This window comes from Massilia sp. WG5 (assembly GCF_001412595.2).
GTDB lineage: Bacteria > Pseudomonadota > Gammaproteobacteria > Burkholderiales > Burkholderiaceae_D > Telluria.
Genome location: NZ_CP012640.2, coordinates 3,434,231 through 3,460,730, shown reverse-complemented (window position 1 = coordinate 3,460,730; position 26,500 = coordinate 3,434,231). Strand labels below are relative to the sequence as shown.

28 protein-coding genes are annotated in these 26,500 nt (G+C 63.7%); 3 read left to right on the top strand and 25 right to left on the bottom strand.

From position 1 onward, the window contains the following. The gene (gene pabB, locus AM586_RS15440) at positions 1-1,836 is read left to right on the top strand and encodes an aminodeoxychorismate synthase component I (RefSeq protein ID WP_052234335.1); all 1,836 of its coding nucleotides are present in this window, start codon (positions 1-3) and stop codon (positions 1,834-1,836) included. Between the two features lie 4 nt (positions 1,837-1,840). Here the strand turns inward: pabB and AM586_RS15435 are convergent, their stop codons facing one another. Genes AM586_RS15435 through AM586_RS15425 form a run of 3 tightly spaced genes read right to left on the bottom strand, consistent with a single transcriptional unit; the run spans position 1,841 to position 3,747 of the window. Beyond that, positions 1,841-2,443: a glutathione peroxidase gene (locus AM586_RS15435; protein ID WP_052234336.1), complete on the bottom strand. Its 603-nt coding sequence runs from the start codon at positions 2,441-2,443 to the stop codon at positions 1,841-1,843. 33 nt (positions 2,444-2,476) lie between these two features. Continuing rightward, positions 2,477-3,322 (bottom strand): PPK2 family polyphosphate kinase, encoded by an 846-nt coding sequence (locus tag AM586_RS15430; RefSeq protein WP_052234337.1) that lies wholly within the window; start codon positions 3,320-3,322, stop codon positions 2,477-2,479. After that, the gene (locus AM586_RS15425) at positions 3,319-3,747 is read right to left on the bottom strand and encodes a CoA-binding protein (protein ID WP_052234338.1); all 429 of its coding nucleotides are present in this window, start codon (positions 3,745-3,747) and stop codon (positions 3,319-3,321) included. Before AM586_RS15425 ends, AM586_RS15430 begins: the two co-directional genes overlap by 4 nt. A 74-nt stretch (positions 3,748-3,821) precedes the next feature. Between AM586_RS15425 and AM586_RS15420 the strand changes: the two genes are divergently transcribed. Then, positions 3,822-4,442, top strand: a complete 621-nt coding sequence (locus tag AM586_RS15420) for a peptidoglycan recognition family protein (RefSeq protein WP_052234339.1) — start codon at positions 3,822-3,824, stop codon at positions 4,440-4,442. 14 nt (positions 4,443-4,456) lie between these two features. Here AM586_RS15420 and msrA read toward each other — a convergent pair whose 3' ends face one another. The 15 genes from msrA to AM586_RS15345 form a co-directional block, all read right to left on the bottom strand. After that, positions 4,457-4,969 carry a peptide-methionine (S)-S-oxide reductase MsrA gene (msrA, locus tag AM586_RS15415; RefSeq protein ID WP_052234340.1) on the bottom strand — a complete coding sequence of 171 codons (513 nt, stop codon included), beginning with the start codon at positions 4,967-4,969 and terminating at the stop codon, positions 4,457-4,459. A gap of 129 nt (positions 4,970-5,098) precedes the next feature. Continuing rightward, positions 5,099-5,524 carry a F0F1 ATP synthase subunit epsilon gene (locus AM586_RS15410; RefSeq protein ID WP_052234341.1) on the bottom strand — a complete coding sequence of 142 codons (426 nt, stop codon included), beginning with the start codon at positions 5,522-5,524 and terminating at the stop codon, positions 5,099-5,101. A gap of 24 nt (positions 5,525-5,548) precedes the next feature. Continuing rightward, positions 5,549-6,952: a F0F1 ATP synthase subunit beta gene (gene atpD, locus AM586_RS15405; protein ID WP_052234342.1), complete on the bottom strand. Its 1,404-nt coding sequence runs from the start codon at positions 6,950-6,952 to the stop codon at positions 5,549-5,551. Positions 6,953-7,006: 54 nt separating this feature from the next. Beyond that, positions 7,007-7,888: a F0F1 ATP synthase subunit gamma gene (atpG, locus tag AM586_RS15400; RefSeq protein WP_052234343.1), complete on the bottom strand. Its 882-nt coding sequence runs from the start codon at positions 7,886-7,888 to the stop codon at positions 7,007-7,009. A gap of 64 nt (positions 7,889-7,952) precedes the next feature. Continuing rightward, a complete protein-coding gene (gene atpA, locus AM586_RS15395) occupies positions 7,953-9,488 on the bottom strand; it encodes a F0F1 ATP synthase subunit alpha (RefSeq protein ID WP_052234344.1) in 1,536 nt (511 codons plus the stop codon). Positions 9,489-9,559: 71 nt separating this feature from the next. Continuing rightward, entirely contained in the window at positions 9,560-10,093 is a 534-nt protein-coding gene (locus AM586_RS15390) for a F0F1 ATP synthase subunit delta (RefSeq protein ID WP_052234345.1), read from the bottom strand. Positions 10,094-10,095: 2 nt separating this feature from the next. Continuing rightward, positions 10,096-10,566 (bottom strand): F0F1 ATP synthase subunit B, encoded by a 471-nt coding sequence (locus AM586_RS15385; RefSeq protein WP_052234346.1) that lies wholly within the window; start codon positions 10,564-10,566, stop codon positions 10,096-10,098. A 74-nt stretch (positions 10,567-10,640) separates the two neighbouring features. Further along, on the bottom strand, positions 10,641-10,883 hold the full coding sequence (gene atpE / locus AM586_RS15380) for a F0F1 ATP synthase subunit C (RefSeq protein WP_052234347.1): 243 nt from the start codon (positions 10,881-10,883) through the stop codon (positions 10,641-10,643). An 87-nt stretch (positions 10,884-10,970) separates the two neighbouring features. Next, positions 10,971-11,804 (bottom strand): F0F1 ATP synthase subunit A, encoded by an 834-nt coding sequence (atpB, locus tag AM586_RS15375; protein WP_052234348.1) that lies wholly within the window; start codon positions 11,802-11,804, stop codon positions 10,971-10,973. Further along, positions 11,801-12,145 (bottom strand): ATP synthase subunit I, encoded by a 345-nt coding sequence (locus AM586_RS15370; protein WP_052234349.1) that lies wholly within the window; start codon positions 12,143-12,145, stop codon positions 11,801-11,803. The genes atpB and AM586_RS15370 overlap by 4 nt, the downstream gene beginning before the upstream one ends. Positions 12,146-12,464: 319 nt before the next feature. Then, positions 12,465-13,346, bottom strand: a complete 882-nt coding sequence (locus tag AM586_RS15365; protein ID WP_052234350.1) for a ParB/RepB/Spo0J family partition protein — start codon at positions 13,344-13,346, stop codon at positions 12,465-12,467. 29 nt (positions 13,347-13,375) lie between these two features. Next, on the bottom strand, positions 13,376-14,146 hold the full coding sequence (locus AM586_RS15360) for a ParA family protein (RefSeq protein WP_052234351.1): 771 nt from the start codon (positions 14,144-14,146) through the stop codon (positions 13,376-13,378). An 87-nt stretch (positions 14,147-14,233) separates the two neighbouring features. After that, complete coding sequence (gene rsmG / locus AM586_RS15355) at positions 14,234-14,893, bottom strand: 16S rRNA (guanine(527)-N(7))-methyltransferase RsmG (protein ID WP_052234352.1); 660 nt, start codon at positions 14,891-14,893, stop codon at positions 14,234-14,236. Further along, the gene (mnmG, locus tag AM586_RS15350; protein ID WP_052234353.1) at positions 14,890-16,824 is read right to left on the bottom strand and encodes a tRNA uridine-5-carboxymethylaminomethyl(34) synthesis enzyme MnmG; all 1,935 of its coding nucleotides are present in this window, start codon (positions 16,822-16,824) and stop codon (positions 14,890-14,892) included. The genes rsmG and mnmG overlap by 4 nt, the downstream gene beginning before the upstream one ends. Positions 16,825-17,072: 248 nt before the next feature. Further along, positions 17,073-17,843, bottom strand: a complete 771-nt coding sequence (locus AM586_RS15345) for a TSUP family transporter (protein ID WP_052234354.1) — start codon at positions 17,841-17,843, stop codon at positions 17,073-17,075. 112 nt (positions 17,844-17,955) lie between these two features. Here AM586_RS15345 and AM586_RS15340 point away from each other — a divergent pair, with 112 nt between their 5' ends. Continuing rightward, positions 17,956-19,113, top strand: a complete 1,158-nt coding sequence (locus AM586_RS15340) for an iron-containing alcohol dehydrogenase (protein ID WP_109370577.1) — start codon at positions 17,956-17,958, stop codon at positions 19,111-19,113. 4 nt (positions 19,114-19,117) lie between these two features. On the opposite strand, the gene AM586_RS15335 is transcribed toward AM586_RS15340, so the two are convergent. The 7 genes from AM586_RS15335 to AM586_RS15305 form a co-directional block, all read right to left on the bottom strand. Next, complete coding sequence (locus tag AM586_RS15335; RefSeq protein WP_229411258.1) at positions 19,118-19,957, bottom strand: alpha/beta fold hydrolase; 840 nt, start codon at positions 19,955-19,957, stop codon at positions 19,118-19,120. 18 nt (positions 19,958-19,975) lie between these two features. Then, complete coding sequence (locus AM586_RS15330; RefSeq protein WP_052234356.1) at positions 19,976-20,959, bottom strand: branched-chain amino acid ABC transporter permease; 984 nt, start codon at positions 20,957-20,959, stop codon at positions 19,976-19,978. 1 nt (position 20,960) lies between these two features. After that, entirely contained in the window at positions 20,961-21,845 is an 885-nt protein-coding gene (locus AM586_RS15325; RefSeq protein ID WP_052234357.1) for a branched-chain amino acid ABC transporter permease, read from the bottom strand. A gap of 63 nt (positions 21,846-21,908) precedes the next feature. Further along, a complete protein-coding gene (locus AM586_RS15320; protein WP_052234358.1) occupies positions 21,909-23,120 on the bottom strand; it encodes an ABC transporter substrate-binding protein in 1,212 nt (403 codons plus the stop codon). Positions 23,121-23,163: 43 nt separating this feature from the next. Then, positions 23,164-23,880 (bottom strand): ABC transporter ATP-binding protein, encoded by a 717-nt coding sequence (locus AM586_RS15315; RefSeq protein ID WP_052234359.1) that lies wholly within the window; start codon positions 23,878-23,880, stop codon positions 23,164-23,166. Then, entirely contained in the window at positions 23,880-24,647 is a 768-nt protein-coding gene (locus tag AM586_RS15310) for an ABC transporter ATP-binding protein (RefSeq protein WP_052234360.1), read from the bottom strand. Before AM586_RS15310 ends, AM586_RS15315 begins: the two co-directional genes overlap by 1 nt. 127 nt (positions 24,648-24,774) lie before the next feature. Beyond that, complete coding sequence (locus AM586_RS15305) at positions 24,775-26,400, bottom strand: GMC family oxidoreductase (RefSeq protein WP_052234361.1); 1,626 nt, start codon at positions 26,398-26,400, stop codon at positions 24,775-24,777. Positions 26,401-26,500: the final 100 nt, after the last annotated feature.

Here is a 26,500-nt window from a genome sequence, read left to right as displayed (position 1 = left end):
ATGGACGACAGCCCGGTTTTCGCCCTGCTCGACAACGCCACGCCGGACGCAGCGCCGCCGTCGCGCTCGCGCCTGTACCACGGCTATGCGGGCATGCTGGCCTGCTACACGCTGGAAGAATGGCCGGCCCTGCTGGCGCGCCTGCAGGAAGCCCTGGCGTCCGGCCTGCACGCGGTGCCGGTGCTGGACTACGAGCTGGGCGAGCAGCTGCTCGGGATCGTGCCGCCTGCGCCAGCCCAGGACTCGCCCTTGGCCCAGGTGCTGCTGTTCCAGGGCTACACGCTGATGTCTGCGGACGAAGTCGGCAGCTGGTTGGCCGAACGCGCCGCCGGCGGCGGCCCGGCCGGGATCGCCGATGTGCGCGCCAACGTCGACGAAGCCGGTTTTACGCGCGCCATCGGGCGCATCCGCGACTACATCGCCGCCGGCGATACCTACCAGGTCAACTACACCTACCGGATCCGTTTCGACGCCTTCGGCTCCGTCTACGCGCTGTACGCGCGCCTGCGCGAGCGCCAGCCGGTGCCCTACGGCGCGCTGCTCAGGCTGCCGGACGGCCGCACCGTGCTGTCGCTGTCGCCCGAGCTGTTCGTGCGCCACGACGCCGGACGTCTGCTGGCGCGGCCGATGAAGGGCACCGCGCCCGCCAGCGGCGACGAGGAGCTCGATGCCGTGCGCGCCAGCGCGCTGGCGGCCGATCCGAAGAACCGCGCCGAGAATTTGATGATCGTCGACCTGCTGCGCAACGACCTCGGACGGATCGCGCGCACCGGCAGCGTCGGTGTGCCGGCCCTGTTCGAAGTGCGCCGCTTCAGCAGCGTGCTGCAGATGACGTCCACCGTCCAGGCCCAGCTGGCCGAGGGGGTTTCTCTCGGCGGCATCTTCGACGCCTTGTACCCCTGCGGCTCGATCACGGGCGCACCGAAGCGCCGCACCATGGAGATCATCCACGAGCTGGAACCGGCGCCGCGCGGCATCTACACGGGCGCGCTGGGCTGGATGGATCCGCCCGCGTCCGGCGCGCAGTCAGGTGACTTCTGTCTGTCGGTGCCGATCCGCACCCTGGTGCTGCACCCCGAGCACAACGGCGTGCGGCGCGGCGAACTCGGGGTCGGGGCCGGCATCGTGTACGACAGCGATCCCGCCGCGGAGTACGCGGAGTGCCAGCTGAAGGCGCGCTTCCTGACCGGCCTGCCGAACGCCTTCGAGATCTTCGAGACCATGCTTGCCACCCGCGAAGACGGCTGTCGCCACCTGGAACGCCACCTGGCGCGCCTGCGGGCATCGAGCGCCTACTTCGGCTTTCCGTTCACCGAGGAAGTCGCGCGGGCCGGCGCCATCGCCGCCTGTGCGGTGCTGCCCGGGAAGTCGCCGCACCGCCTGCGCCTGGCCCTGCAGCCGGACGGCGAGGTCGTGGTGCATACGGCGCCGCTTGCGCCCCTGGAAGGTCCGGTCGAGGTACTGCTGTCGGACGAGCCGGTCGACTCCACGGCCCTGTTCGCGCGCCACAAGACCAACATCCGCAGCCGCTACGACGCCGCCTGGAAGGCTGCCGACAGCGTGGGCGCCTTCGACACCCTGTTCTTCAACGAGCGCGGCGAACTGGCCGAGGGCGGGCGCAGCAGCGTGTTCGTGCGGGTCGGCGAGCGCTGGTACACGCCGCCGCTGTCCTCGGGCGTGCTGCCCGGCGTGATGCGCGGCCTGCTGCTGGAGGATCCTGCCTGGAATGCGATCGAATGCCCGATCTCGCGCGAGACCCTGGAGCGCGCGCAGGAGATCGTAGTCTGCAATGCGCTGCGCGGGCCGCTGCGCGCCACGATCCGGCGCGCAGCCTGATCGCTCAGCCGCCGAGCGCCTGCTCGATTTTGCCCACCAGGGCCGGATCCTGCGGCGTGACCTTGCTCGGGAAGTACTCGACCACCTTGCCGTTACGGTCGATCAGGTATTTGTTGAAATTCCACTTCGGCTGGTTGCCGGTCGCCTTGATCAGCTCGGTGTACAGCGGATTCGCATCGGCGCCGCTCACCACGCTGGAGGCGAACATCGGGAACTTCACGCCATAGGTGTTGTAGCAGAGGTCGGCGATCTTCTTGGCGTCGCTCGATTCCTGTTTAAAATCGTTCGACGGGAAGCCCAGCACCACCAGGCCGCGCGCCGCGTACTTGGCGTACAGCGCCTCCAGGCCCTGGTATTGCGGCGTATAACCGCAGTAGCTGGCCGTGTTCACCACCAATACCACCTTGCCGGCATACTGGCAGAGGTCTTGCGGCGCCTCGTCCTGCAGGCGCTTGAAGGTGTGCTTCAGCACGGCCGGGCAGGACGCCGGCGCCGCGGCCGGCGCCATCGCGGCCGATGCGTTCTGGGCCTGGGCGGGCACGGTGGCGGCGAAGCTGGAGACTAAAGCGGCGCCGAGGGAGAACAGCAGGGTGGTGGTCTTGGACATGGCGGCGAAGGTCAGGGTTAAAAAAATACCATTCTAGTCCACCTTGACCTTGGCGAGGTCGGCCTTCGGCGCCGGCCACGACAGTTTCATCGCTTCCATGGTCTCCAGCAGCAGGTTGGCGACGATCAGGTTGCGGTGGGTCTTGGAATCGGCCGGCACGATGTACCAGGGCGCGTGGTTGGCATTGGTGGCGTCGATCGCATCCTCGTAGGCGCGCTGGTAGGCATCCCACTGCGCGCGCGCCTCGAGGTCGACCGGGTCGAACTTCCAGTGCTTTTCCGGATCGTCCAGGCGCTCCTGCAGGCGTTTCTTCTGCTCGTCCTTCGAGACGTGCAGGAACACCTTCATGATCGTGGTCCCGGTCTCGGACAGCATGCGCTCGAAATCGCGGATCTGGGCGTAGCGGCGCTTGGTTTCCTTGCCGTCGATATCGCCCAGCACGCGCGGCACCAGCACATCCTCGTAATGGCTGCGGTTGAAGACGGCGATCATGCCATTGCCCGGCACATGCGCATGCACGCGCCATAGGTAGTCGTGGGCCCGTTCGCGTTCGCTGGGCGCGCTGAAGCCGGTGGCCTGCAGGCCCATCGGACTGATCTGCGATTCCGCGAACAGCGCGCGCGTGGTGCCGTCCTTGCCGGACGTGTCCATGCCTTGCAGGATCAGGAGCAGCTTCTGCCTGCGGCTGGCGAACAGCATTTCCTGGAGGTGGCCGATTTTACAGATCAGCTCGCTAGTCAGCGCTCGCTCACGCTGCTTGGCGCCGCCGTTCTTGCCGTTCTTTTCGTCGCCATTCTTTTCGCGCAGCGGCGTCAGGCCGGCGTCCTCGTCGCGCAGCTTGAGTGCCTTCGGGGCGCGGAAGCGTTCGAGGGTCTTCATGCCCGGGCTTCCAGCTTGCGGTGCTCGATCAGCATGCAGTGGTTCATGACGACGTCCAGCCCGGCTGCGCGCGCCAGGTCGGCCGCGGCCTGGTTCTCGATCCCGAGCTGCATCCACAGGGTGCCGGCGCGCACATGGATGGCATCCTTGGCGACCGGCGGGATGTCTTCGGATTTGCGGAAGCAGTCGACCACGTCGATGCGCCGGCCATCCTTCGCCAGCGTGTCGGCGGCTTCCTGCAGGGTGGCGTAGACGGTGCGGCCGAGGATCTGCTGGCCGGCATAGGCCGGGTTCACGGGCAGGATCTCGTAGCCCTGCGATTGCAGGTATTCCGCCACCTCGTAGCTGGCGCGTTCCGGTTTGTTCGACAGGCCGACCACGGCGACGGTCTTGGCGGTCTTGAGGATTTGTTCGATGGTTCGCATGCTGGGCTCGCTATGTTATCGTCATGGCCAGCTTATCATCTTTATATCGCGCCCCGGCGCATGAAACCCGCACCATGACGATCCGCCCTGCCCTCATCCTTTCCCTGCTGTTGTTCGCCTGCGTTGGCGCGGCGGCCCAGTCCCTGCCCGAGGTCGAACGCGGCATCGTCCCCGTCGCGAGCTGGGGCGGCACCCCGGCCGACGCCTCCCGCGCGCAGCGCCAGACCATCACCCACATCACCCTGCATCACCAGGGCGAGCCTTTCAGGCCCGGCACCGATCCGCGGCAGTACCTGCGCAATCTTCAAAACTGGTCGCGCAGGACGAAACACTGGCTGGACATCCCCTACCACTACATCATCGACCTCGACGGCCGCATCTACGAAGGCAGGAAGATCGACTATGCCGGCGACACCAACACGGAATACGACCCGACCGGTCACGCGCTGATCGAGGTGGTCGGGAATTTCGAGGAAGTCGAGCCGAACCAGCAGCAGCTGGACGCCGTGGTGAACTTGATGGCGCTGCTGGCCCACAAATATCAGGTGCCCCTGGACCACATCGCCAGCCACCGCGATTTCTCGAAGCAGACCGTGTGCCCGGGTGCCAACCTGTACCGCTACGTACAGGATGGCTATTTCCGGCACAAGGTGGCGCTCAAGCTGGCGCAGGCGGCGTCTGCGCCAGGCGGCTGAGGGCTGGCGCCGCTTCAGGCGGCGCGGCCGTCGCGGTGAGGCAGGCGCCAGTCCTTGCGGACGAAGTGGCAGGTATAACCGTTCGGATGCTTGACCAGGTAATCCTGGTGCTCCGGTTCCGCTTCCCAGAATGGGCCGGCGGGTTTTACTTCGGTCACGACCTTGCCGGGCCAGAGGCCGGAGGCGTCGACGTCCTGGATCGTGTCCAGCGCGACTTCTTTCTGCGCGTCGTTGGTATAAAAGATCGCGGAGCGGTAGCTGGCGCCGATATCGTTGCCCTGGCGGTTGGCCGTGCTGGGGTCGTGGATCTGGAAGAAGAACTCGAGCAGGCGCCGGTAGCTGATCTGTTCCGGATCGAACACGATCTCGATCGCCTCGGCGTGCGTGCCGTGGTTGCGGTAGGTGGCGTTCGGCACATCGCCGCCGGAATAGCCGACCCGGGTCGCCAGTACGCCCGGCATCTTGCGGATCAGGTCCTGCATGCCCCAGAAGCAGCCGCCTGCGAGGATTGCGGTTTCTTGTTTCATTATCAGTCCTTTCAAGCCATCGTCGTGATCCCTGCTAGATAAGGACGAGAGGCCGTATTTCCAGAACGGTCAGACAAGAAAAAAGGCAGCCCGCAGGCTGCCTTCTTTTTGATCACCAAGCAACAGCGATCAGCGTCCCTTGTGACGCAGCTTGGCGATGGCCGCCAGCTGGGCGATCGCGGCCGCCAGTTCGGCTTGCGCCTTGGCGTAGTCGATCTGCGATTCCTTGTTCAGCATCAGCTCTTCAGCCTTGCGCTTGGCTTCCTGGGCTTTCGCTTCGTCCAGGTCGGCGCCGCGGATCGCGGTGTCGGCCAGGACGGTCACGCCTTTCGGCTGGACTTCCAGGATGCCGCCCGCGACGAAGACGAATTCCTCTTCGCTCTGGCCCGGCACCGTGATGCGCACGGCGCCCGGACGGATACGCGTGATCAAGGGGGTGTGCATCGGGTAGATACCCAGCTCACCCGATTCACCCGGCAACGCGACGAACTCGGCTTCGCCCGAAAAGATCTGCTCTTCGGCCGAGACGACGTCTACGTGAATAGTGTTTGCCATAAGTGTCCTTTGAAGTCGGCTTGATCAAGCAGCCAGCTTCTTGGCCTTCTCGATCGCTTCTTCGATGGTGCCGACCATGTAGAACGCCTGCTCCGGCAGGTGGTCCAGTTCGCCCGACGCGATCATCTTGAAGCCCTTGATCGTGTCTTTCAGCGAAACGTACTTGCCCGGTGCGCCGGTGAACACTTCAGCGACGTGGAACGGCTGCGACAGGAAACGCTGCATCTTGCGAGCGCGTGCCACGACCAGCTTGTCTTCCGGCGCCAGTTCGTCCATGCCCAGAATCGCGATGATGTCACGCAGTTCCTTGTAGCGCTGCAGGGTGCCCTGCACGGCGCGCGCGGTCGAGTAGTGCTCTTCGCCGACGACCAGCGGGTCCAGCTGGCGCGAGGTCGAGTCCAGCGGGTCCACGGCCGGGTAGATACCCAGCGAAGCGATGTCACGCGACAGCACGACGGTCGAGTCCAGGTGGGCGAAGGTGGTTGCCGGCGACGGGTCGGTCAAGTCATCCGCAGGGACGTACACGGCCTGGATCGAGGTGATCGAACCGGTCTTGGTCGAGGTGATGCGCTCCTGCAGGCGGCCCATCTCTTCGGCCAGGGTCGGCTGGTAGCCCACCGCGGACGGCATACGGCCCAGCAGTGCCGAGACTTCGGTACCGGCCAGGGTGTAACGGTAGATGTTATCGACGAAGAACAGAACGTCCTTGCCTTCGTCACGGAACGCTTCCGCCATGGTCAGGCCGGTCAGCGCGACGCGCAGACGGTTGCCCGGCGGTTCGTTCATCTGGCCGTAGACCATCGCGACCTTCGAGTTCGGCAGGTTGTCCAGGTCGACGACCTTGGCATCGGCCATCTCGTGGTAGAAGTCGTTACCTTCGCGGGTACGCTCACCGACGCCGGCGAACACGGACAGACCCGAGTGCGCCTTCGCGATGTTGTTGATCAGTTCCATCATGTTGACGGTCTTGCCCACGCCGGCGCCGCCGAACAGGCCGACCTTACCGCCCTTGGCGAACGGGCAGACCAGGTCGATCACCTTGATGCCGGTTTCCAGCAGGTCCTGCGACGGCGACAGCTCGTCGTACACCGGGGCGGTGCGGTGGATCGATGCAGTGGTCTCGGCGTTGACCGGGCCGCGCTCGTCGATCGGGTTGCCCAGCACGTCCATGATACGGCCCAGGGTAGCGTTACCCACCGGCACCATGATCGGCTTGCCGGTATTTTGAATGGTCATGCCGCGACGCAGGCCTTCCGAGCTGCCCAGCGCAATGGTACGGACGATGCCGTCACCCAGCTGCTGCTGCACTTCCAGGGTCAGTTCGGAGCCTTCCATTTTCAGTGCGTCGTACACCTTCGGCATGGCGTTACGCGGGAATTCCACGTCAACCACTGCACCGATACACTGAACGATTTTGCCATCAGCCATGTTCGTTCCTTCAGATATAGTTTTAATTTCGTTACGAGAGGTCGCTTGCAGCGCTTAGCTGCTGATTGCAGCTGCGCCCGACACGATCTCGGAGAGTTCTTTCGTAATCGCTGCCTGGCGGGTCTTGTTGTAGACCAGCTTCAGCTCGCCGATGACGTTGCCCGCGTTGTCGGTTGCGGCCTTCATCGCCACCATGCGCGCGGACTGCTCCGACGCCAGGTTCTCGGCCACCGCCTGGTAGATCAGCGCCTCGACGTAGCGCATCAGCAGCTCGTCGATGACCACTTGCGCGTCCGGCTCGTAGATGTAGTCCCACGAGTGGCTGCCGCGGTCGGCTTCCAGTGCCTTGGCCGGCAGCGGGAGCAGTTGCTCGACCACCGGTTCCTGGCGCATGGTGTTGATGAACTTGGTGTAGCACAGGTACACCGCGTCCAGCTGACCATCCTGGTAGGCGTCGAGCATGACCTTGATCGGGCCGATCAGCTTTTCCAGGTGCGGGGTATCGCCGATCTGGGTCACGCTGGAGACGACCTTCACGCCGATGCGGCTCAGGAAGCCCAGGCCCTTGTTACCGATTGCAACGACTTCAATGCTTTTGCCCGCGGCTTCCAGCTCGCGGGTCTTCTGCGTCACCTGGCGCAGCACGTTGGTGTTCATGCCGCCGCACAGACCCTTGTCGGTCGTGACGACGATGAAGCCGACGGCTTTCGCCTTGACGTCCTTGGCCTGGGCCATGAACGCGTGGGTGTACTCCGGATTCGCAGTGGCGAGGTTGGCCGTGATGTTACGGACCTTCTCGCTGTAGGGACGGGCGGCGCGCATCCGGTCCTGCGCCTTGCGCATCTTGGACGCGGCGACCATTTCCATCGCCTTGGTGATCTTCTTCGTATTTTCTACGCTTTTGATCTTGCCACGTATCTCTTTGCCTGCTGCCATGAGCCCTTACTCCTTATGCGGACGGGGATTGCTCCCCGTCCTGCGATCCATCAGAAAGCCGCGCTTAGAACGACTTCTTGAAATCGGCGATGGCGGCGGCCAGCGCTGCTTCGCCGTCCTTGTCCAGAACCTTGGTGTCGTCGATCTTCGACAGCAGGGCACCGTGGCTCGACTTCAGGAAGTTGTGCAGACCGGCTTCGAAATCCAGCACGCGCTTGACTTCGATGTCGTCGAAATAGCCCTTGTTGACGGCGAACAGCGAGGCAGCCATCAGCGAGACCGGCAGCGGCGAGAACTGCTTCTGCTTCAGCAGTTCGGTCACGCGTGCACCGCGGTCCAGCTGCTTGCGGGTCGACTCGTCCAGGTCCGACGCGAACTGCGCGAACGCGGCCAGTTCACGGTACTGCGCCAGGTCGGTACGGATACCGCCGGACAGGTTCTTGATGACCTTGGTCTGGGCTGCGCCACCGACGCGCGACACCGAGATACCGGCGTTGATCGCCGGACGGATACCGGCGTTGAACAGCGAGGTTTCCAGGAAGATCTGACCGTCGGTAATCGAGATGACGTTGGTCGGCACGAATGCCGAGACGTCGCCGGCCTGGGTTTCGATGATCGGCAGTGCGGTCAGCGAACCGGTCTTGCCGGTCACGGCGCCGTTGGTGAAGGCGGACACGTAGTCGGCGTTCACGCGCGCGGCGCGCTCCAGCAGGCGGCTGTGCAGGTAGAACACGTCGCCCGGGTAGGCTTCGCGGCCCGGCGGACGGCGCAGCAGCAGCGAGATCTGGCGATAAGCAACAGCTTGCTTCGACAGGTCGTCATAGACGATCAGCGCGTCTTCGCCGCGGTCGCGGAAGTATTCGCCCATCGCGCAGCCCGAGTAGGCCGAGATGTACTGCATCGCAGCCGATTCCGAAGCGGAAGCGGCGACCACGATGGTGTACTCCATCGCGCCGTGCTCTTCCAGCGAGCGGACGATGTTCTTGATGGTCGAGGCCTTCTGGCCGATCGCGACGTACACGCAGGTGACGCCCTGGCCCTTCTGGTTGATGATCGCGTCGACTGCGACAGCCGATTTACCGGTCTGGCGGTCGCCGATGATCAGCTCACGCTGGCCACGGCCGATCGGCACCATCGCGTCGATCGACTTGATGCCGGTCTGCAGCGGCTGCGACACGGATTCACGCGCGATCACGCCCGGGGCGATCTTTTCGATCGGGGCGGTCATCTTGGCGTCGACCGGACCCTTGCCGTCGATCGGCTGGCCCAGTGCGTTGACGACGCGGCCGCGCAGTTCCGGACCGATCGGCACTTCCAGGATGCGGCCGGTGGTCTTGACGGTATCGCCTTCGGAGATGTGCTCGTAAGCACCCAGAATCACGGCGCCGACCGAGTCGCGCTCGAGGTTCATCGCCAGACCGAAGGTGTTACCCGGGAATTCCAGCATCTCGCCCTGCATCACGTCCGACAGACCATGGATGCGGCAGATACCGTCGGCGACGGAAATCACCGTGCCTTGGTTACGAACATCAGCCGAACCTTCGAGGCCCTGGATGCGGCTCTTGATCAGTTCGCTGATTTCAGACGAATTAAGTTGCATGAGTGCTAACTCCTAATAGTTTCTTGATGCGTTGGGCAAGTGCTTGGACGCGGAAGACGGTGCAAAGATCCTCAGGCCACCAGCGCGTTGTGCATTTGCTGCAGCTTCGCGCGGACCGAGGTATCCAGCACTTCGTCACCAACGACCACGCGCACACCACCGATCAGCGACGGGTCGACTTCGACCGTGGGGTTGAGCTTGCGGCCAAATTTCTTTTCCAGCACGGCGACCACCGAGTTCAGTTGGTCTGCCGAGATGTCGAACGCGCTGTAGACGGTGGCGTCGGCGGCGCCCAGCTGTGCATTCTTCAGCACGGTGAACTGGGCGGCGATTTCCGGCAGCAGCGCGATACGGCCGTTTTCGGCCAGCATGGCGATGAAGTTCTTCGCTTCGGCGTTCAGCGGCGACTTGACCAGCGACGCAATCGTCTCGGCCAGTTGTGCCGCCGTGACGTTCGGATTGCTGGCAAAAGCCTGCACGTCCGGATTGGCGCCGATCTGGGCCAGGTCCGAGACGATGTTGGTCCAGGCCGCCATGTCGCCGTTTTGGGCGACACGGAACAGCGCTTCGGCGTAGGGGCGGGCGACGGTTGCGAACTCAGCCATGATCAGAGCTCGGTCGACAGGCGGTTCAGCAGGTCGGCGTGGGCCGCTGCGTTCACTTCGCGCTTGAGGATCTGCTCGGCGCCGGCAACGGCCAGCGCAGCCACCTGGGCACGCAGTTCTTCGCGCGCGCGGGTCACTTGCTGCTCGGCGTCAGCCTTGGCACCTTCGACGATGCGTGCGGCTTCGACGGCAGCGGTCTGCTTGGCGTCTTCGATGATCGCCTGGGCGCGCTTTTCAGCGTCGGCGATGCGCTTGGCGCTTTCGTCACGGGTCGCAGCCAGTTCGGCGGCGATGCGTTTTTCGGCGGCGGCCATTTCTGCCTTGCCACGGTCAGCTGCGGCGAGGCCGTTCGCGATCCTCTCGGCGCGCTCGTCGAGCGCTTTCATCACCGGCGGCCACACGAATTTCATCGTGACGAACACCAGGATGAAGAAGACCACGAACTGAACAAACAGAGTTGCGTTCAGATTCACGGTAAATTCCTTCTCACAAAAACGGATGCCGAACCGGGGGAGGTTCGGCTAGTCAGAATCGAATGGTGTTTCGATTAGGCGTGGAACGGATTTGCGAATGCGAACAGCATTGCGATACCAACACCGATCAGGAATGCCGCGTCGATCAGGCCGGCCAGCAGGAACATCTTGGTCTGCAGGGTGTTCATCAGTTCAGGCTGACGTGCCGAAGCTTCCAGGTATTTGCCGCCCATCAGAGCGATACCGATACAGGCACCAATTGCACCCAGGCCGATGATCAGACCGCAAGCCAGCGCAATGTAAGAATAGTCAGTCATTAGATTTACTCCAAAAGTTAATTTAAAAAATTAAAAATTTACAACTCTTTACTACCACTATCTTGTTCGTTCTTGCGATCGCGTCGGTCAGTGGCTCTCGTGGGCCTGACCGATGTACACCAGCGTCAGCATCATGAAGATGAAAGCTTGGAGGAGCACGATCAGGATGTGGAAGATTGCCCAAGCCGAACCGGCGACGATTTGGCCAACGATACCGAACGGGCCAGCCAGTGCGCCAAGCAGAGCAATCAACAGGAACAGCAGCTCGCCGGCGTACATGTTGCCGAACAGTCGCATGCCGAGCGACACCGTACGTGCTGCGTATTCGATCATGTTCAACAGGAAGTTGAACGGAGCCATATAAATACCGAACGGCGCGGCGAACAGCTCATGCACCCAGCCGCCCACGCCCTTGACCTTCAGGTTGTAAAACAGGACCACGGCCAGCACACCCAGCGACATGCCCAGCGGACCGTTCAGGTCGGCGGTCGGGACGATGCGGAAGTGCATCTCGCCCATGCCCATGGCGCGCAGGATGGCGGCGAACAGATCGACCGGCAGGAAGTCCAGGCAGTTCATCAGGAACACCCAGACGAACACGGTCAGGGCCAGCGGCGCGATGAAGCGGCGATCGCCGTGGATGATGGATTTCGACTGGTCTTCGACCATCTCGACGACAGCTTCAATGGCGCCCTGGAAACGACCCGGTACACCCGAGGTGGCGCGGCGCGTGCCGAGCCACAGAACGAAGACGCCGATAACGCCCATCAGGATGGACCAGAAGACGGTATCGTAGTTGATGACCTTGAAGTCCACGATAAAGCCCTGGTGGACATTGGTCAGGTGACCCAGGTGGTGGGAAATATATTCTCCTGCAGTGGGTGCATGCCCCGCTGCATTTTCTACCGTTGGACTCGTCATTGTTTCTGCCTAAATATTAAGATGATGTAACTTTTTAGCGCCACGATGAACCCGCCCAGCAGGGCGAACCAGTTCAGATCGTGGTAAAGCCGCGCCGTTATGTACAGCAGCGCCAGCGTTAAAGCAATCTTTACGAATTCCCAGATGAAAAATGTGGCAGGGTTCGCGCCGCCCGGCTTTTGCGCGCTGGCGAACAGGCGCACGGCCATGACACCGTTCGGAACAACACAACATAACCCGCCCAATACCGCCGAAAACATCGCAGACCATCCCCCCAGCAGTCCGGCAATCATGCCGGCCACGACTGTTACTAGCATTTGCAGGGAGACCAGGCGCAACATTGTTATTTTTCTTTCGCGCCAGCCGTGGTGGAACCGAGTTACGGTATGGTAATTACATGAATCAGCGGGATTATAAGGGCTTATGAACGCCGTCGTCAAACTCTTCTGGTCTTAAATTAAGCTTAAGTCGATGTAAAAACGACAAAGAATTTTGTCCCAAAATTGTTAAATTTCCTACGAAAGCACGCGTTTTTCCTGTAACCGCAGTGAATGCGCGAAGGGGGCGAAAGGCGTCCGACGTCGCTCTGTAAGAGGGAAAGCGCAGGTTGTCTGTGGGTAAGTTGCCACTTACCCACAGTGTAAGAAATTTACAGGGAGGTCAGCCGCGCAGGCGCGCCAGTACACTTTCGAGCACGTCCAAGTCGGCGAAGTCGATGATCATCTGACCCTTGCCCTTGTTGCCCATCTTGAACACCACCGGGGTGGCGAGCCGGTCGGACAGCTCTTCCTCGAGGCGCACGATGTCGCCTGACTTTTCCTTCTGGCGCGCGGTGGCGGCCGGGGCGTTCTGCTCTTCCAGGGTGCGGGCGACCAGCTTCTCGGTCTCGCGCACCGACAGGCGTTTCGCGATCACGTGGTTGGCCAGCGCAATCTGGTTGGCGGCATCGACCGCCAGCAGCGCACGCGCATGCCCCATGTCGATATCCCCTGCCATCAGCATGGTCTGCACCGGCTGGGCCAGGTTCACCAGGCGCAGCAGGTTCGAGACCGCGCTGCGCGAGCGCCCGACCGCATTCGCCGCCTGCTCGTGGGTGAAGTCGAATTCCGAGATCAGGCGCGCGATGCCCTGCGCCTCTTCCAGCGGATTCAGGTCTTCGCGCTGGATGTTCTCGATCAGGGCCATCGCGGCCGCGTTCTGGTCGTCGACCTCGCGCACCAGCACCGGGATCTCTTCCAGGCCGGCCAGCTGGGCCGCGCGGAAACGGCGTTCGCCGGCGATGATCTCGTAAGCGACCTCGCCCGCCGGGCTGATCGGACGGACCAGCACCGGCTGCATGATGCCCTGGCTCTTGATCGATGCGGCCAGCTCGGACAGCGAACCGTCGTCCATGCGGGTGCGCGGCTGGTACTTGCCGGCCTGGATGCGGGTCACCGACAAGGTGGACGGGCTGCCGGCGGGCGCGGCCGGGGTGTCGTGGGCGTCGCCGCCGAGCAGGGCGTCGAGGCCGCGGCCGAGTCCCTTCAGTTTTTTGGTTGCCATGGTGTTGGACTGTCGTTGTTTTATGTTGATTACATGGTCTTGATGCGTTCGACCATCTCGGCGCCGAAAGCGATATATGCCTGCGCGCCTTTCGACGAAGGATCGAACACCACCCCGGGAATGCCGTAGGACGGCGCTTCGGCCAGGCGCACGTTGCGCGGGATGATGGTCTTGAAGACCTTGTCGCCGAAATGCTGCTCGAGCTGCGCCGAGACCTGCTGCGACAGGGTCATGCGCGGATCGAACATCACCCGCAGCAGGCCGATGATGCGCAGGTCGTGGTTCAGGTTCGCGTGCACTTTCTTGATCGTGTTGACCAGGTCCGACAGCCCTTCCAGCGCGTAGTACTCGCACTGCATCGGGATGATCACGCCGTGCGCGCACACCAGGCCGTTCAGGGTCAGCATCGACAGGGCCGGCGGGCAGTCGATCAGGATGAAGTCGTAATCGGCATCGACCTTGGCGAGGGCGTCCTTCAGGCGGCGTTCGCGGTTGTCCAGCTCGACCATCTCGACTTCGGCGCCGGCCAGCTCGCGGTTGGCCGGCAGCACGTCGAAGCGCCCTGCTTCGCTGCGCAGGCGCGCGGAAGCGACATCGGCCTCGCCGAGCAGCACCTGGTAGATCGAGGACGCCAGCCCGGCCTTGTTGATGCCTGCGCCCATGGTGGCGTTGCCCTGCGGGTCGAGGTCGACCAGCAGCACGCGCTGGTTCAGCTTGGCCAGCCCCGCGGACAGGTTGACGCTGGTGGTGGTCTTGCCGACGCCGCCCTTCTGGTTTGCTACGCAAAAAATTTTCGCCATGTATGCCTTCAAAAAGCCATACCGTTAATACCATTAAAACGATTTATACGATTTATTTGGTAATACGGTATAAACGGTTTATATCGTTTAGCTGCTTGCTTCGCGAATTTTCTCGATGTGCACCAGGTGGCGCTCCGCGCCTAGCCTGGGCACCTGCAGGGGCTCCACTTTGGTCACCCGCCATGCGGCCGGCAGCCTCTGCTGCTCTTCCGCCGGCGCCACCCCTTTCAGGGCGATGTACCGGCCCTGCTCCGCCAGCAGGTGCGAAGACCAGTTGACGAAATCGGAGAGGTCGGCAAAGGCGCGCGAGGTGATGACGTCGAATTTGTCGCTCACCTGCAGTTGCTCGACCCGCATGGTGTAGATGGTGACGTTGGCCAGCTGCAGTTCCGCCTTCACCTGGGTCAGGAAGGCGGTTTTCTTGTGCACGGTGTCGATCATCGACACCTTCATGTCCGGGCGCACGATGGCCAGCACGATGCCCGGCAAACCGCCGCCCGAGCCGACGTCCAGCACGTTCTTTGCGCTGGCGAAGGCGGGTACCGCGGCCAGCGAATCGAGCAGGTGGTGGGTCACCATCTGCATCGGGTCGCGCAGCGAGGTCAGGTTGTAGACGGAATTCCACTTGAACATCAGGGCCAGGTAATCCATCAGCTTTTCCTGCTGGGCCGGGCTGACATCGAGCTGCATCTCGGCGATGCCCTCACGCAGTACCTGGGACAGGGTGTTGCGGTCGAAATTCTTCATTCGGCCGTTTCCTCCGCCGGTGCATTGCTAAAGCCCTTGGCGCCGCGCTTTTTCAGGTGCACCAGCAGCAGGGAAATTGCCGCCGGGGTCACGCCGGAAATGCGCGAGGCCTGGCCCAGGGTTTCCGGGCGTTGCTTGTCGAGTTTTTGCCTGACCTCGATCGACAGCGCCGCGATCTCCAGGTAATTCAGGTTTTCCGGCAGTTTCAGGTTTTCATAGTGGTCGTGGCGCTCCACTTCGCGGGCCTGGCGGTCGATATAGCCCGAATACTTCAGCTGGATCTCGACCTGTTCCTTCACCGCCGGATCGTCGACGCCGGGGCCGGCCAGTTGCTGGCCATCGACGCCCTGCATCGTGACCAGCCTGTCGTACTCGACGCCCGGACGGCGCAGCAGGTCGGCCAGGTTGTACTCGCGTTCGATGGCCTGGCCGATCACGCGCTCGGATTCGGCGGCGGCCAGGATGCGCGGGTTGACCCAGGTCGAGCGCAGGCGCTCCAGTTCGCGGGCCACCGATTCACGCTTGCGCTCGAAGGCTTCCCACTGCGCATCGCCGACCACGCCCAGCTTGCGGCCGATTTCCGTCAGGCGCATGTCGGCATTGTCTTCGCGCAGCGACAGGCGGTATTCGGCGCGGCTGGTGAACATGCGGTAAGGCTCGGCCACGCCCTGGGTCGTGAGGTCGTCGACCAGCACGCCGAGGTAGGCTTCCGAGCGGCCCGGGGTCCAGGCGTCGCGGCCCTGGGTCTGCAGCGCGGCGTTGATACCCGCGAGCATGCCCTGCGCGGCCGCTTCTTCGTAGCCGGTGGTGCCGTTGATCTGGCCGGCGAAGAACAGGCCATTGATGGCCTTGGTCTCCAGCGAGGATTTGAGGCCGCGCGGGTCGAAGTAATCGTATTCGATCGCATAGCCGGGGCGCAGGATGAAGGCGTTTTCCAGGCCGCGCATCGAACGCACCAGGGCCAGCTGCACGTCGAAAGGCAGGCTGGTCGAGATCCCGTTCGGGTAGAACTCGTTGGTGGTCAAGCCTTCGGGCTCGAGGAAGATCTGGTGCGACTCTTTTGATGCGAAGCGGTGGATCTTGTCTTCGATCGACGGGCAGTAGCGCGGGCCGACGCCTTCGATCACGCCGGTGTACATCGGGCTGCGGTCCAGGCCGCTGCGGATGATGTCGTGGGTCTGGGCATTCGTGTGCGTGACCCAGCACGGCACCTGTTTCGGGTGCATGGCGACGTTGCCCATATACGAAAACACCGGGACCGGATCGAGGTCGCCCGGCTGTTCGCTCATGGCGGAAAAGTCGATGCTGCGGCCATCGATGCGCGGCGGCGTGCCCGTTTTCAGGCGGCCTTGCGGCAGCTTCAGTTCCTTCAGGCGCGCGGACAGGGACACCGCGGCCGGATCGCCGGCACGACCGGCGGTGTAGTTCTGCAGGCCGACATGGATCTTCCCGTCGAGGAAAGTACCCGCCGTGAGCACCACGGCGCGGGCGCGGAACTGCAGGCCGATCTGGGTCACGGCGCCAACCACGCGGTCGCCTTCGACCATCAGGTCGTCGACCGACTGCTGGAACAGCCACAGGTTCGGCTGGTTTTCCAGGCGCGAGCGGATCGCCGCCTTGTACAGGACGCGGTCAGCCTGGGCGCGGGTAGCGCGCACGGCCGGACCCTTGGACGAGTTCAGGATGCGGAACTGAATACCGGCCTCGTCGGTGGCGATCGCCATCGCGCCGCCCATGGCGTCGACTTCCTTGACCAGGTGGCCCTTGCCGATGCCGCCGATCGAGGGATTGCAGGACATCGCACCGAGGGTTTCGATGTTGTGAGTAAGCAATAGGGTCTTTTGCCCCATGCGCGCGGACGCGAGAGCCGCTTCGGTGCCGGCATGGCCGCCGCCAACGACGATCACGTCGAATTCTGTCGGAAATAGCATGATGGAGTGTGCTGCGAGGAGAGTTAAGCTGGGATTATAGATTCTTTTTTCTGTGCGGCTTCAGTTGATGGCGGAAAACGACAGAAATTGTTTCACGTGAAACCAAGTTTGGCTGTGCTTGGTGGTCCGCTCGAGTTGCTCAAGGCGATGAGGCGAGCGGACTCGTTCCGCGTCCGACCACGGTAACGAGGTTCAGCAGGACGACGCACTGCCCCAATGTTTCACGTGAAACACTACCAGCCCCCACATCACCAGCCCACCTTTGTGAACGAATCGTAGGCCGTCTTTACAATCAGCAAGGACACCACGACCAGGAACAATTTGCGCACGAAGCCGCTGCCGTGCTTCAGCGCCAGCCTGGTGCCGATCAGCGAGCCGCCGACCTGGCATACCGCCATCAGCGCAGCCAGCTTCCAGATCAGGTGGCCGCTGTAGCCGAACCACAGCAGGGCCGACACATTGCAGGCCACGTTGACGATCTTCGCCGCCGCCGAGGCGCCCAGGAAATCAAAGCCGAAGAAGCGTACGAACATGAAGATCAGGAAGCTGCCGGTGCCCGGACCGAAGAAGCCGTCATAGAAGCCGATGGCGGCGCCGATGCCGGTCGCCAGCAGGCGCTCCGTCATGCCGCTGTGGACCGGGGCGTGCACCGACCCGAAATCCTTTTTCTTGAAGGTGTAGACCGCAACCGCCAACAGGATCAACGGCAGCAGGCTGCGTACGAAATCGCCCGGCACGCGGGTCACGGTCCAGGCGCCGACGAAGGCAAGGGCGAAGGCGGCGATGGCGGCCGGGGCGGCTGTGCTCCACGCCACCTGCACCCGGCGCGCATATTTCACCGCCGCCACCGAGGTGCCGCACATCGACGCCAATTTGTTGGTCCCCAGCAGGGTCGCCGGCACTTCCTTCGGGAACACGGCGAAGATCGCCGGGATCTGGATCAGCCCTCCCCCTCCCACCACAGCATCGACCAGACCGGCAAGAAAGGCCGCGCAGGCCAGGACGAGGAAATCAAGCATGGGACCACAACATACGGGGCGGAAGGAAGGCGCCATTGTACGGTAACGGGCGTGTCGAGCTGGTGTAAGCTTGAGAAAACACAAAATCAAAACGGAGACGACGATGAGCATCATTCCCGCTTTCAGTTTCACCACGGTTTCCAGCATCGTGTCCGAACCGGGCGCATCGCTGCGGCTCGGACAGCTCGTCGCCGAGCGCTTCCCCGGCGTGCGGCGGGTGCTGGTGGTGACCGATCCCGGCTTCCTGCGCACCGGCCTGGTCGAGCCGCCACGCCTCAGCCTTGAACGCCAGGGCATGCAGGTCGCCATCTATTCGGACGTGATGGCCGACCCGCCGGAAGCCGTGGTCCAGGCCGCGGCCGAGTTCGCCCGCCAGCAGGGAACGGAACTCGTGATCGGGCTGGGCGGCGGCAGTTCGATGGACGTCGCCAAGCTGGTCGCCGTGCTGGCCGGCAGCGCGCAGCCGCTGGCCGATATGTACGGCATCGGCAAGGTGAGCGGCAAGCGCCTGCCGCTGGTGCAGGTGCCGACCACCGCCGGCACCGGCTCGGAAGTCACCAACATCGCCATCGTCACCACCGGCGAGACCACCAAGATGGGCGTCGTCGCGCCCCAGCTGTATGCCGACATCGCCTTGCTGGACGCTAAGCTGACCCTCGGCCTGCCGCCGGTCGTCACCGCCGCGACCGGCATCGACGCGATGGTGCATGCGATCGAAGCCTATACCAGCCGCCACAAGAAGAACCCGCTGTCCGACATGCTGGCGCGCCAGGCGCTGTCCCTGCTGTCCGCAAACATCGTGAAAGCCTGCGAGAACGGCCGCGACCTGGACGCCCGCCAAGCCATGCTGCTGGGCGCCTGCCTGGCCGGCCAGGCCTTCTCGAATGCGCCGGTGGCCGCCGTACACGCCCTCGCCTACCCGATCGGCGGCGTCTTCCACGTGGCGCACGGCCTGTCCAACTCGCTCGTGCTGCCGCATGTGCTGCGTTTTAATTTGCCAGCGGCCAGCAGCCACTATGCGGAACTGGCCGGCATCGTGGTGCCGCACGCCAGCGGCAGCGAGGAAGTGCGGGCCCAGGCCTTGATTGTTGCGATGCAGCAGATCGCCAAGATCACCGGCGTCGAGACGACCTTGCAGCAGGTCGGCATCGGCGAGCACGACCTGGACCGGCTGGCCGACGAAGCGATGCTGCAGACCAGGCTGCTGGGGAACAATCCGCGCGAGCTGACGCGGGAAGATGCGCGGGCGATCTACGCGGCGGCGCTCTAGACGTTCAGAACGTGCTCTGCGGCCTCTTCGCTGCCAAAAAATCCAGCAGCAGCGCATTCACTTTCTCGTGCGCGGTCAGCTGCAGCCAGTGGTCGGCGTCGTGGATGCGTTCGAAGCGGAATTCACCGTCGACGTAATGGGCGGAATCGCGCATCTGCTTTTCGCCGAGGGCCGGGTCGCGGTCGCTCCAGATGCCCATCACCGGCACTTTGACGGGCGCATAGGATTGCGGCAGCGCCAGCTTGAGGTTGGCGCGGTAGTAGTTCAGGGCGGCGCTCAGGCGCCCTGGCCGCGCCAGGTCGCGCTTCCAGATTTCCGCCTGGCCCGGCTCGCTGGTGAACTGGCGCAGCGCGAACCAGTCGGCCGCCCGCAGCATACCCTCGGCAATACCCGGCATGCAGAACATCGGGATATAGGCCATGCGCATGTGCTGCAGGATGCCGGCATGGGCGATCGCCTTCGGATGGCCGGTCGACAGGGTGACGAAACGTTCGATGCGCTGAGGCACCATGGACGCCAGCTGCCAGCCGATCACGCCGCCCCAGTCGTGGCCGACCAGGTGCACCTTGTCGATTTTGAAGGCGTCCAGCAGGCCCAGCACGTCAGCGCGGACCTTGTCCAGCGTGTAGTCGAGCACATGGGGTGGCGCATCGGTGCGGCCGTAGCCGCGCAGGTCGGGGGCAATGACGCGGAAGCCGGCGCCGGCCAGCACCGGCACCTGCTTGCGCCACACGAGGTGGGTGTCGGGAAAACCGTGCAGCAGGAGGATCACCGGCCCCTGCCCGGTCGTGGTGGCATGCATGTGGATGCCGTTCACATCCACCATCAGGGATTCGTCGATCACGGCGTCACCTCCCGAAGTTTAAGCCGGCTTGTTCCCCCGCTTGCTGGCCTCGACCGCCGCCATGATCTCGCCGACGATGCCGCGCCGGAACAGCAGCACGCAGGCAACAAAGATCAGACCGGTGACGATGCCCACCGATTCGCCCAGGGACGAGAACCATTCTACATGCGTCGCTTCGGCGAGGAAGTTCCCTACGTCGCCGAGCTTGTTTTCCAGGGCGACCACCAGGAAGGCGCCCAGGATCGGGCCGGCCAGCGTGCCCATGCCGCCCACCAGGGTCATCAGGATGACCAGGCCGGACATGGTCCAGTGCACGTCGGTCAGGGTCTCGAAGCCCAGCACCACGGCCTTGGTGGCCCCTGCCAGGCCCGCCAGGGCGCTCGACAGCACGAAGGCCAGCAGCTTGATCCTGTCGACGTCGTAGCCCAGCGAGATGGCGCGCGGCTCGTTCTCCTTGACCGCTTTCAGCACCTGGCCGAAGGGCGAATGGACGATGCGCATGATCAGCGCGAAGCCGAGCACGCAGATCGCCAGCACGACGTAGTACATCGTCAGGTCGTTGCCGAGGTCGAGCAGGCCCAGCAGCTTGCCGCGCGGAATGCCCTGGAGGCCGTCTTCGCCGTGCGTGAAGGGTGCGCGCAGCGCCGCGAAATACACCATCTGGGCCAGCGCCAGGGTGATCATCGAGAAATAGATGCCCTGGCGGCGAATCGCCAGCAGGCCCATCACGAGGCCGATGGCGGCGGCGGCCAGCACGCCCAGCACGATGCCGGCCTCGAACGGCAGACCCAGCGTCGTCAGGGCGTAGCCGGCCACATAGCCGGCGCCGCCGAAGAAGGCGGCGTGGCCGAAGGACAGCAGGCCGGTGTAGCCGATCAGGAGGTTGAAGGCGCAGGCGAACAGGCCGAAGCACAGCAGCTTCATCAGGAACACCGGGTAGCCGACGAAGGGCGCGGCCAGGGCCGCCAGCAGCGCGATGGTATAGGCGATTTTTCGATTCATGTCACTTCTCTTTGCCGAACAGTCCTGCCGGACGCAGCAGTAAAACGATCACCATCACGACGAACACCACCACTTCCGACGCTTCCGGGTAGTAGACGCGGGTCAGGCCCTCGATCACGCCCAGGCCCAGGCCGGTGAGGATGGAGCCGAGGATGGAGCCCATTCCGCCGATCACGACCACCGCGAACACGACGATGATGAGGTTCGAGCCCATCAGCGGCGTGACGTTGATGACGGGCGCCGCCAGCACCCCGGCAAAGCCGGCCAGGGCGACGCCGAAGCCGTAGGTGAGCGTGACCATCAGCGGCACGTTGACGCCGAAGGCTTCGACCAGCTTCGGGTTCTCGGTGCCGGCGCGCAGGTAGGCGCCCAGGCGCGTCTTTTCGATCACGAACCAGGTAAGCAGGCACACCGTCAAGGACGCCGCGACCACCCAGGCCCGGTAGTTCGGCAGGATCATGAAACCGAGGTCGGTGGCGCCGGACAGGGATTCCGGCACGTCCAGGGTCTGGCCGGACACGCCGTAGATGGAGCGGAACACGCCTTCCAGCAGCAGGGTGATGCCGAAGGTCAGCAGCAGGCCGTATAAATGATCCAGCTTGTACAGCCAGCGCAGCATCGATTTCTCGATCAGGATGCCGAACACCCCGACCAGCAGCGGCGCCAGTACCAGCATCGTCCAGTAGTTCAAGCCGAAGGACGTGACGCCGATGAAGGCGGCGAAGGCGCCCATCATGTACAGCGCGCCATGCGAAAAGTTGATCACGTTGAGAAGGCCGAAGATCACGGCCAGGCCCAGCGACAGCATCGCATAGAAAGAACCGTTGACCAGCCCCAGCAGGAGCTGGCTCATCATGGCTTGCAGGGGGACGCCAAAAATTTCCATAAGAGCTCAGGCTAATGCGTCCGTCGTCCACGCGCAGGCGGGGACGACGGTCAGGTTAACGAATTACTTCCACGCCGCGCACTTGGTCTCGGCTTTGGTGGTGTAGGCCTGGGCGCCCGGAATGGTGGCGATGACCTTGTAGTAATCCCACGGCGCCTTCGATTCCTTCGGCGTCTTCACTTGCATCAGGTACATGTCGTAGACCATGCGGCCGTCCGGGCGGATCTCGCCGTTCTTGGCGAACATGTCGTTGATCCTGGTCTTCTTCAGGTGGGCCATGACCTTGTCGGCGTCGTCGCTACCGACCGCCTTCACCGCGTTCAGGTAGTTCATGGTGGCCGAATAGTCGGCCGCCTGCAGCATCGACGGCTCTTTCTTCATCTTGGCGAAGTAGCGCTTGGCCCAGGCGCGGGTGGCGTCGTTCTGGTTCCAGTACCAGCCGGTGGTGAGGTACAGGCCCTGGGTCGTGTTCAGGCCGAGGGTGTGGATATCGTTGATGAACACCAGCAGGCCGGCCACCTTCATCTTCTTGGTCAGGCCGAACTCGTTGGCGGCTTTCATCGAATTGATGAAGTCGCCGCCGGCGTTCGCCAGGCCCAGCACCTGCGCCTTGGACGACTGCGCCTGCAGCAGGAAGGACGAGAAGTCGGAGGCGCCCAGCGGATGCTTCACGCTGCCCAGCACGCTGCCGCCGTTGGCCTTGATGACCTCGGTGGTGTCCTTTTCCAGCGACTGGCCGAAGGCGTAGTCGGCGGTCAGGAAGTACCAGGACTTGCCGCCCTGCTTGACCATCGCGCCGCCGGTGCCGCGCGCCAGCGCCACGGTGTCGTAGGCGTAGTGCACGGTGTAGGGCGAGCATTCCTCGTTGGTCAGGCGGGCGGAGCCGGCGCCGATGGCGATGAAGACTTTTTTCTTTTCCGCGGCGACCTTGGCCATGGCCAGGCTAGCGCCGGAGTTGGTGCCGCCGATCAGCATGTCGACGCCCTGCTGGTCGAACCATTCGCGCGCCTTGCTGGCGGCGATGTCCGCCTTGTTCTGGTGGTCGGCGACGATGAACTGGATCTTCTTGCCGTTCACGGCGCCGCCCATGTCGGCGATCGCCATGCGCACGGCTTCGGCGCCGCCGTTGCCGTCGATGTCGGAATACACGCCCGACAGGTCGGTGATCAAGCCGATCTTGATGGTGTCGCCCGAGACCTGGGCCTGGGCCGGGATCGACAAGCAGGCGGCCGCGGCGGTAGCGGCGATGGCGGTGGCAATGGCGGTGCGTTTCATTATTGTCTCCATTCAAAAAAAGAGGGTTGGTTTTATTTCTTCTTCAAACGCCGAGCAGTTCGGTCAATGCCGGCATGCTGGCCTGCAGCTCGGCCGCGCGGATCGTCTTGACGATCTGGCCGTGTTCCATCACATAGAAACGCTCGGCCAGCGGCGCCGCGAAACGGAAGTTCTGTTCCACCATCACGATCGTGTAGCCCTTCGATTTCAGGGTCGTGATCATGCGCGCCAGGGCCTGGACGATGACCGGCGCCAGGCCTTCCGAGATCTCGTCCAGCAGCAGCAGGCGCGCGCCGGTGCGCAGGATGCGCGCCACGGCCAGCATCTGCTGCTCGCCGCCCGACAGGCGCGTGCCCTGGCTGTGGCGGCGCTCGTACAGGTTGGGGAACATCTCGTAGATCTCGTCGAGCGACATGCCGGCCGCCCTGCCCTTCGACGCCGCCAGCACGGGCGGCAGCAACAGGTTTTCCTCGGTCGACAGCGAGGAAAAGATGCCCCGCTCTTCCGGGCAATAGCCGATGCCGAGGTGGGCGATCTTGTAGGTCGGCAGGTGGATCGCCTCGGTCCCGTGCACGCGGATCGAGCCGCGCCGGGTGCCGGTCAGGCCCATGATGGCGCGCAGCGTGGTGGTGCGGCCGGCGCCGTTACGGCCCAGCAGGGTCACGACCTCCCCCTCGTCGACCGAAAAGCCGACGTCGTGCAGGATGTGCGATTCGCCGTACCAGGCCTGCAGGTTCTGTATCTCGAGTGCCGCCGCCATCAGTGCGCTCCTTCGAGTGGTGCTTCGGTGCCCATGTACGCTTCCATCACCTGCGGGTTGCGGGAGACCTCGGCATAGCTGCCCTCGGCCAGGATGGCGCCGCGCTGCAGCACCGAGATACGGTCGCAGATACCGGACACCACGTTCATGTTGTGCTCGACCATCAGGATGGTTCGCCCGGCTGACACTTTTTTGATCAGCTCCGTCACCCGGTGCACATCTTCGTGCCCCATGCCCTGGGTCGGTTCGTCGAGCAGCATCAGTTCCGGCTCCATGCCGAGGGTGGTGGCGATCTCGAGCGCACGCTTGCGCCCGTAAGGCAGGTCGGCGGTCAGGGTATCGGCAAAACTGCCGAGGTCGACTTCCTCGAGCAGGGCCATGGCCCGCCCGTTCAGCTGGTCGAGGGTCCGTTCGCTGCGCCAGAAGTGAAAACCGCTGCCGAGTGCGCGCTGCAGGCCGATGCGCACGTTCTGCAGCACAGTCAGGTGCGGGAACACGGCCGAGATCTGGAAGGAACGGATGATGCCCATGCGGGCGATCTGGGCCGGTTTCAGGCCCGTGATGTCGCGCCCGTTGAACAGGATCTGGCCCGAACTCGGCACCAGGAACTTGGTCAACAGGTTGAAGCAGGTGGTCTTGCCGGCCCCGTTCGGGCCGATCAAGGCGTGGATATGGCCGCGCTGCACCTGCAGGTTGACGCTGCTGACAGCAGTAAATCCCTTGAATTCCTTCGTCAGCTCGCGCGTCTCCAGAATGACGTCCGCCATTGCGTCTCCATTGACGAAAACTACATATTTTTAGGTATCGCCACGATACAACACATCTTTCGTGCCGGTCTTTCAGTTGCGTACTGCGTCAACGCAAACCCGTTGTGCATTTTTGCCCAGCGGGCTGCTAGCTGTTCTGCGCCGCGATCCGCTGCGCCGTCTTCTCGGCGATCATCAGGGTCGGTGAATTCGTGTTGCCTGAGGTAATGAACGGCATGACGGAGGCGTCGACCACGCGCAGCCCGCGCACGCCTTTGACACGCAGTTCGCTGTCGACCACCGCCAGCGGATCGTCGGTTTTCCCCATCCGGCAGGTGCCGACCGGATGAAAAATCGTGGTCCCGATCAGGCCGGCGGCCTGGGCCAGCTCCTCCTCCGTGCGGTAATCCGGGCCCGGCTTGAATTCCTCGGGCCGGTACCTGGCCAGCGCCTTCGATGCCACGATGCGGCGCGTCAATGCCAGCGCATGGGCCGCCACCTGCCGGTCTTCGGGCGTGCTGAGGTAGTTGGGCGTGATCTTCGGCGCGGCGTAACTGTCGCCGGAGGCAATCCGCACGTGGCCGCGCGAGGTCGGGCGCAGGTTGCAGACGCTGGCCGTGAAGGCCGGAAAACCGTGCAGCGGGTCGCCGAATTTTTCCAGCGACAGCGGCTGCACGTGGTATTGCAGGTTGGGCGTGGCCTGGCGCTCGTCGGAGCGGGCAAAGGCGCCCAGCTGGGACGGCGCCATCGACATCGGCCCGCTCTGGAACAACATGTACTGCAGGCCGATTTTCGCCTTGCCGAACCAGTGCGCGGCGCTCGTGTTCAGCGAAGGCGCACCGGTGATGCGATAGACCATGCGCAGCTGCAGGTGGTCCTGCAGGTTTTCGCCGACGCCCGGGGAATCGACCAACGGGTTGACGCCGTGTTGCGCCAGCCTGGCGGCCGGACCGATGCCGGACAGCTGCAGGATGGACGGCGAGCCGATCGCGCCGGCGGCGAGCAGGGTTTCGCGGCGCGCCGTGGCCGTGAAGGCGCGCCCGCCGCCCGTGAATTGCACGCCGCGGCAGACCTTGTCCTGCCCGCTCGCCTCGATCAGCAGCTTTTCCACATGACAGCCGGTCATGATGGTGAGATTCGGCCGCTGCGAGGCCGGTTTCAGGAAGGCCTTGGCGGTGTTCAAGCGGATGCCGCGCCGCTGGTTGACTTCGAAATAGGCGCAGCCGGCGTTATCGCCGCCGTTGAAATCGTCGATTTTCGGAATGCCGTTCTCTGCGGCGGCTTCCCGGAACGCATCCAGGATTTCCCAGGACAGGCGCTGGCGCTCGACGCGCCATTCGCCGCCGCCGCCGTGGATCTCGCTGGCGCCCCCATGATGGTCTTCGCTCTGGCGGAACAGGGGCAGCACATGTTCCCAGCGCCAGGACGGATCGCCGGTGAGCTCGGCCCAGCGGTCGTAATCGCCAGCCTGGCCACGCATGTAGATCATGCCGTTGATCGAGGAAGACCCGCCCAGCACTTTTCCGCGCGGGTAGATCAGGGCGCGGCCGCCCAGGCCGGGGTCGGCTTCGGTGCGGAACAGCCAGTCGGTGCGCGGATTGTCGATGCAATAGAGGTAGCCGACCGGGATGTGGATCCACAGGTAATCGTCCTTGCCGCCGGCCTCGATCAGCAAGACCTGGACGTCCGGCTTCCTGGTCAGGCGATTCGCCAGCACGCAACCGGCAGTGCCGGCGCCCACGATGATGTAGTCGTATTCCCCTGCCGATTCCACGCTGCCCCCTCCATCCTGGATATGGTGATGCTTCGCTTGAGCAAGCTTACCAGATCGGCAAGGTTTCAGGACTGTGGATAAGGGTCTGCATATCCACAGG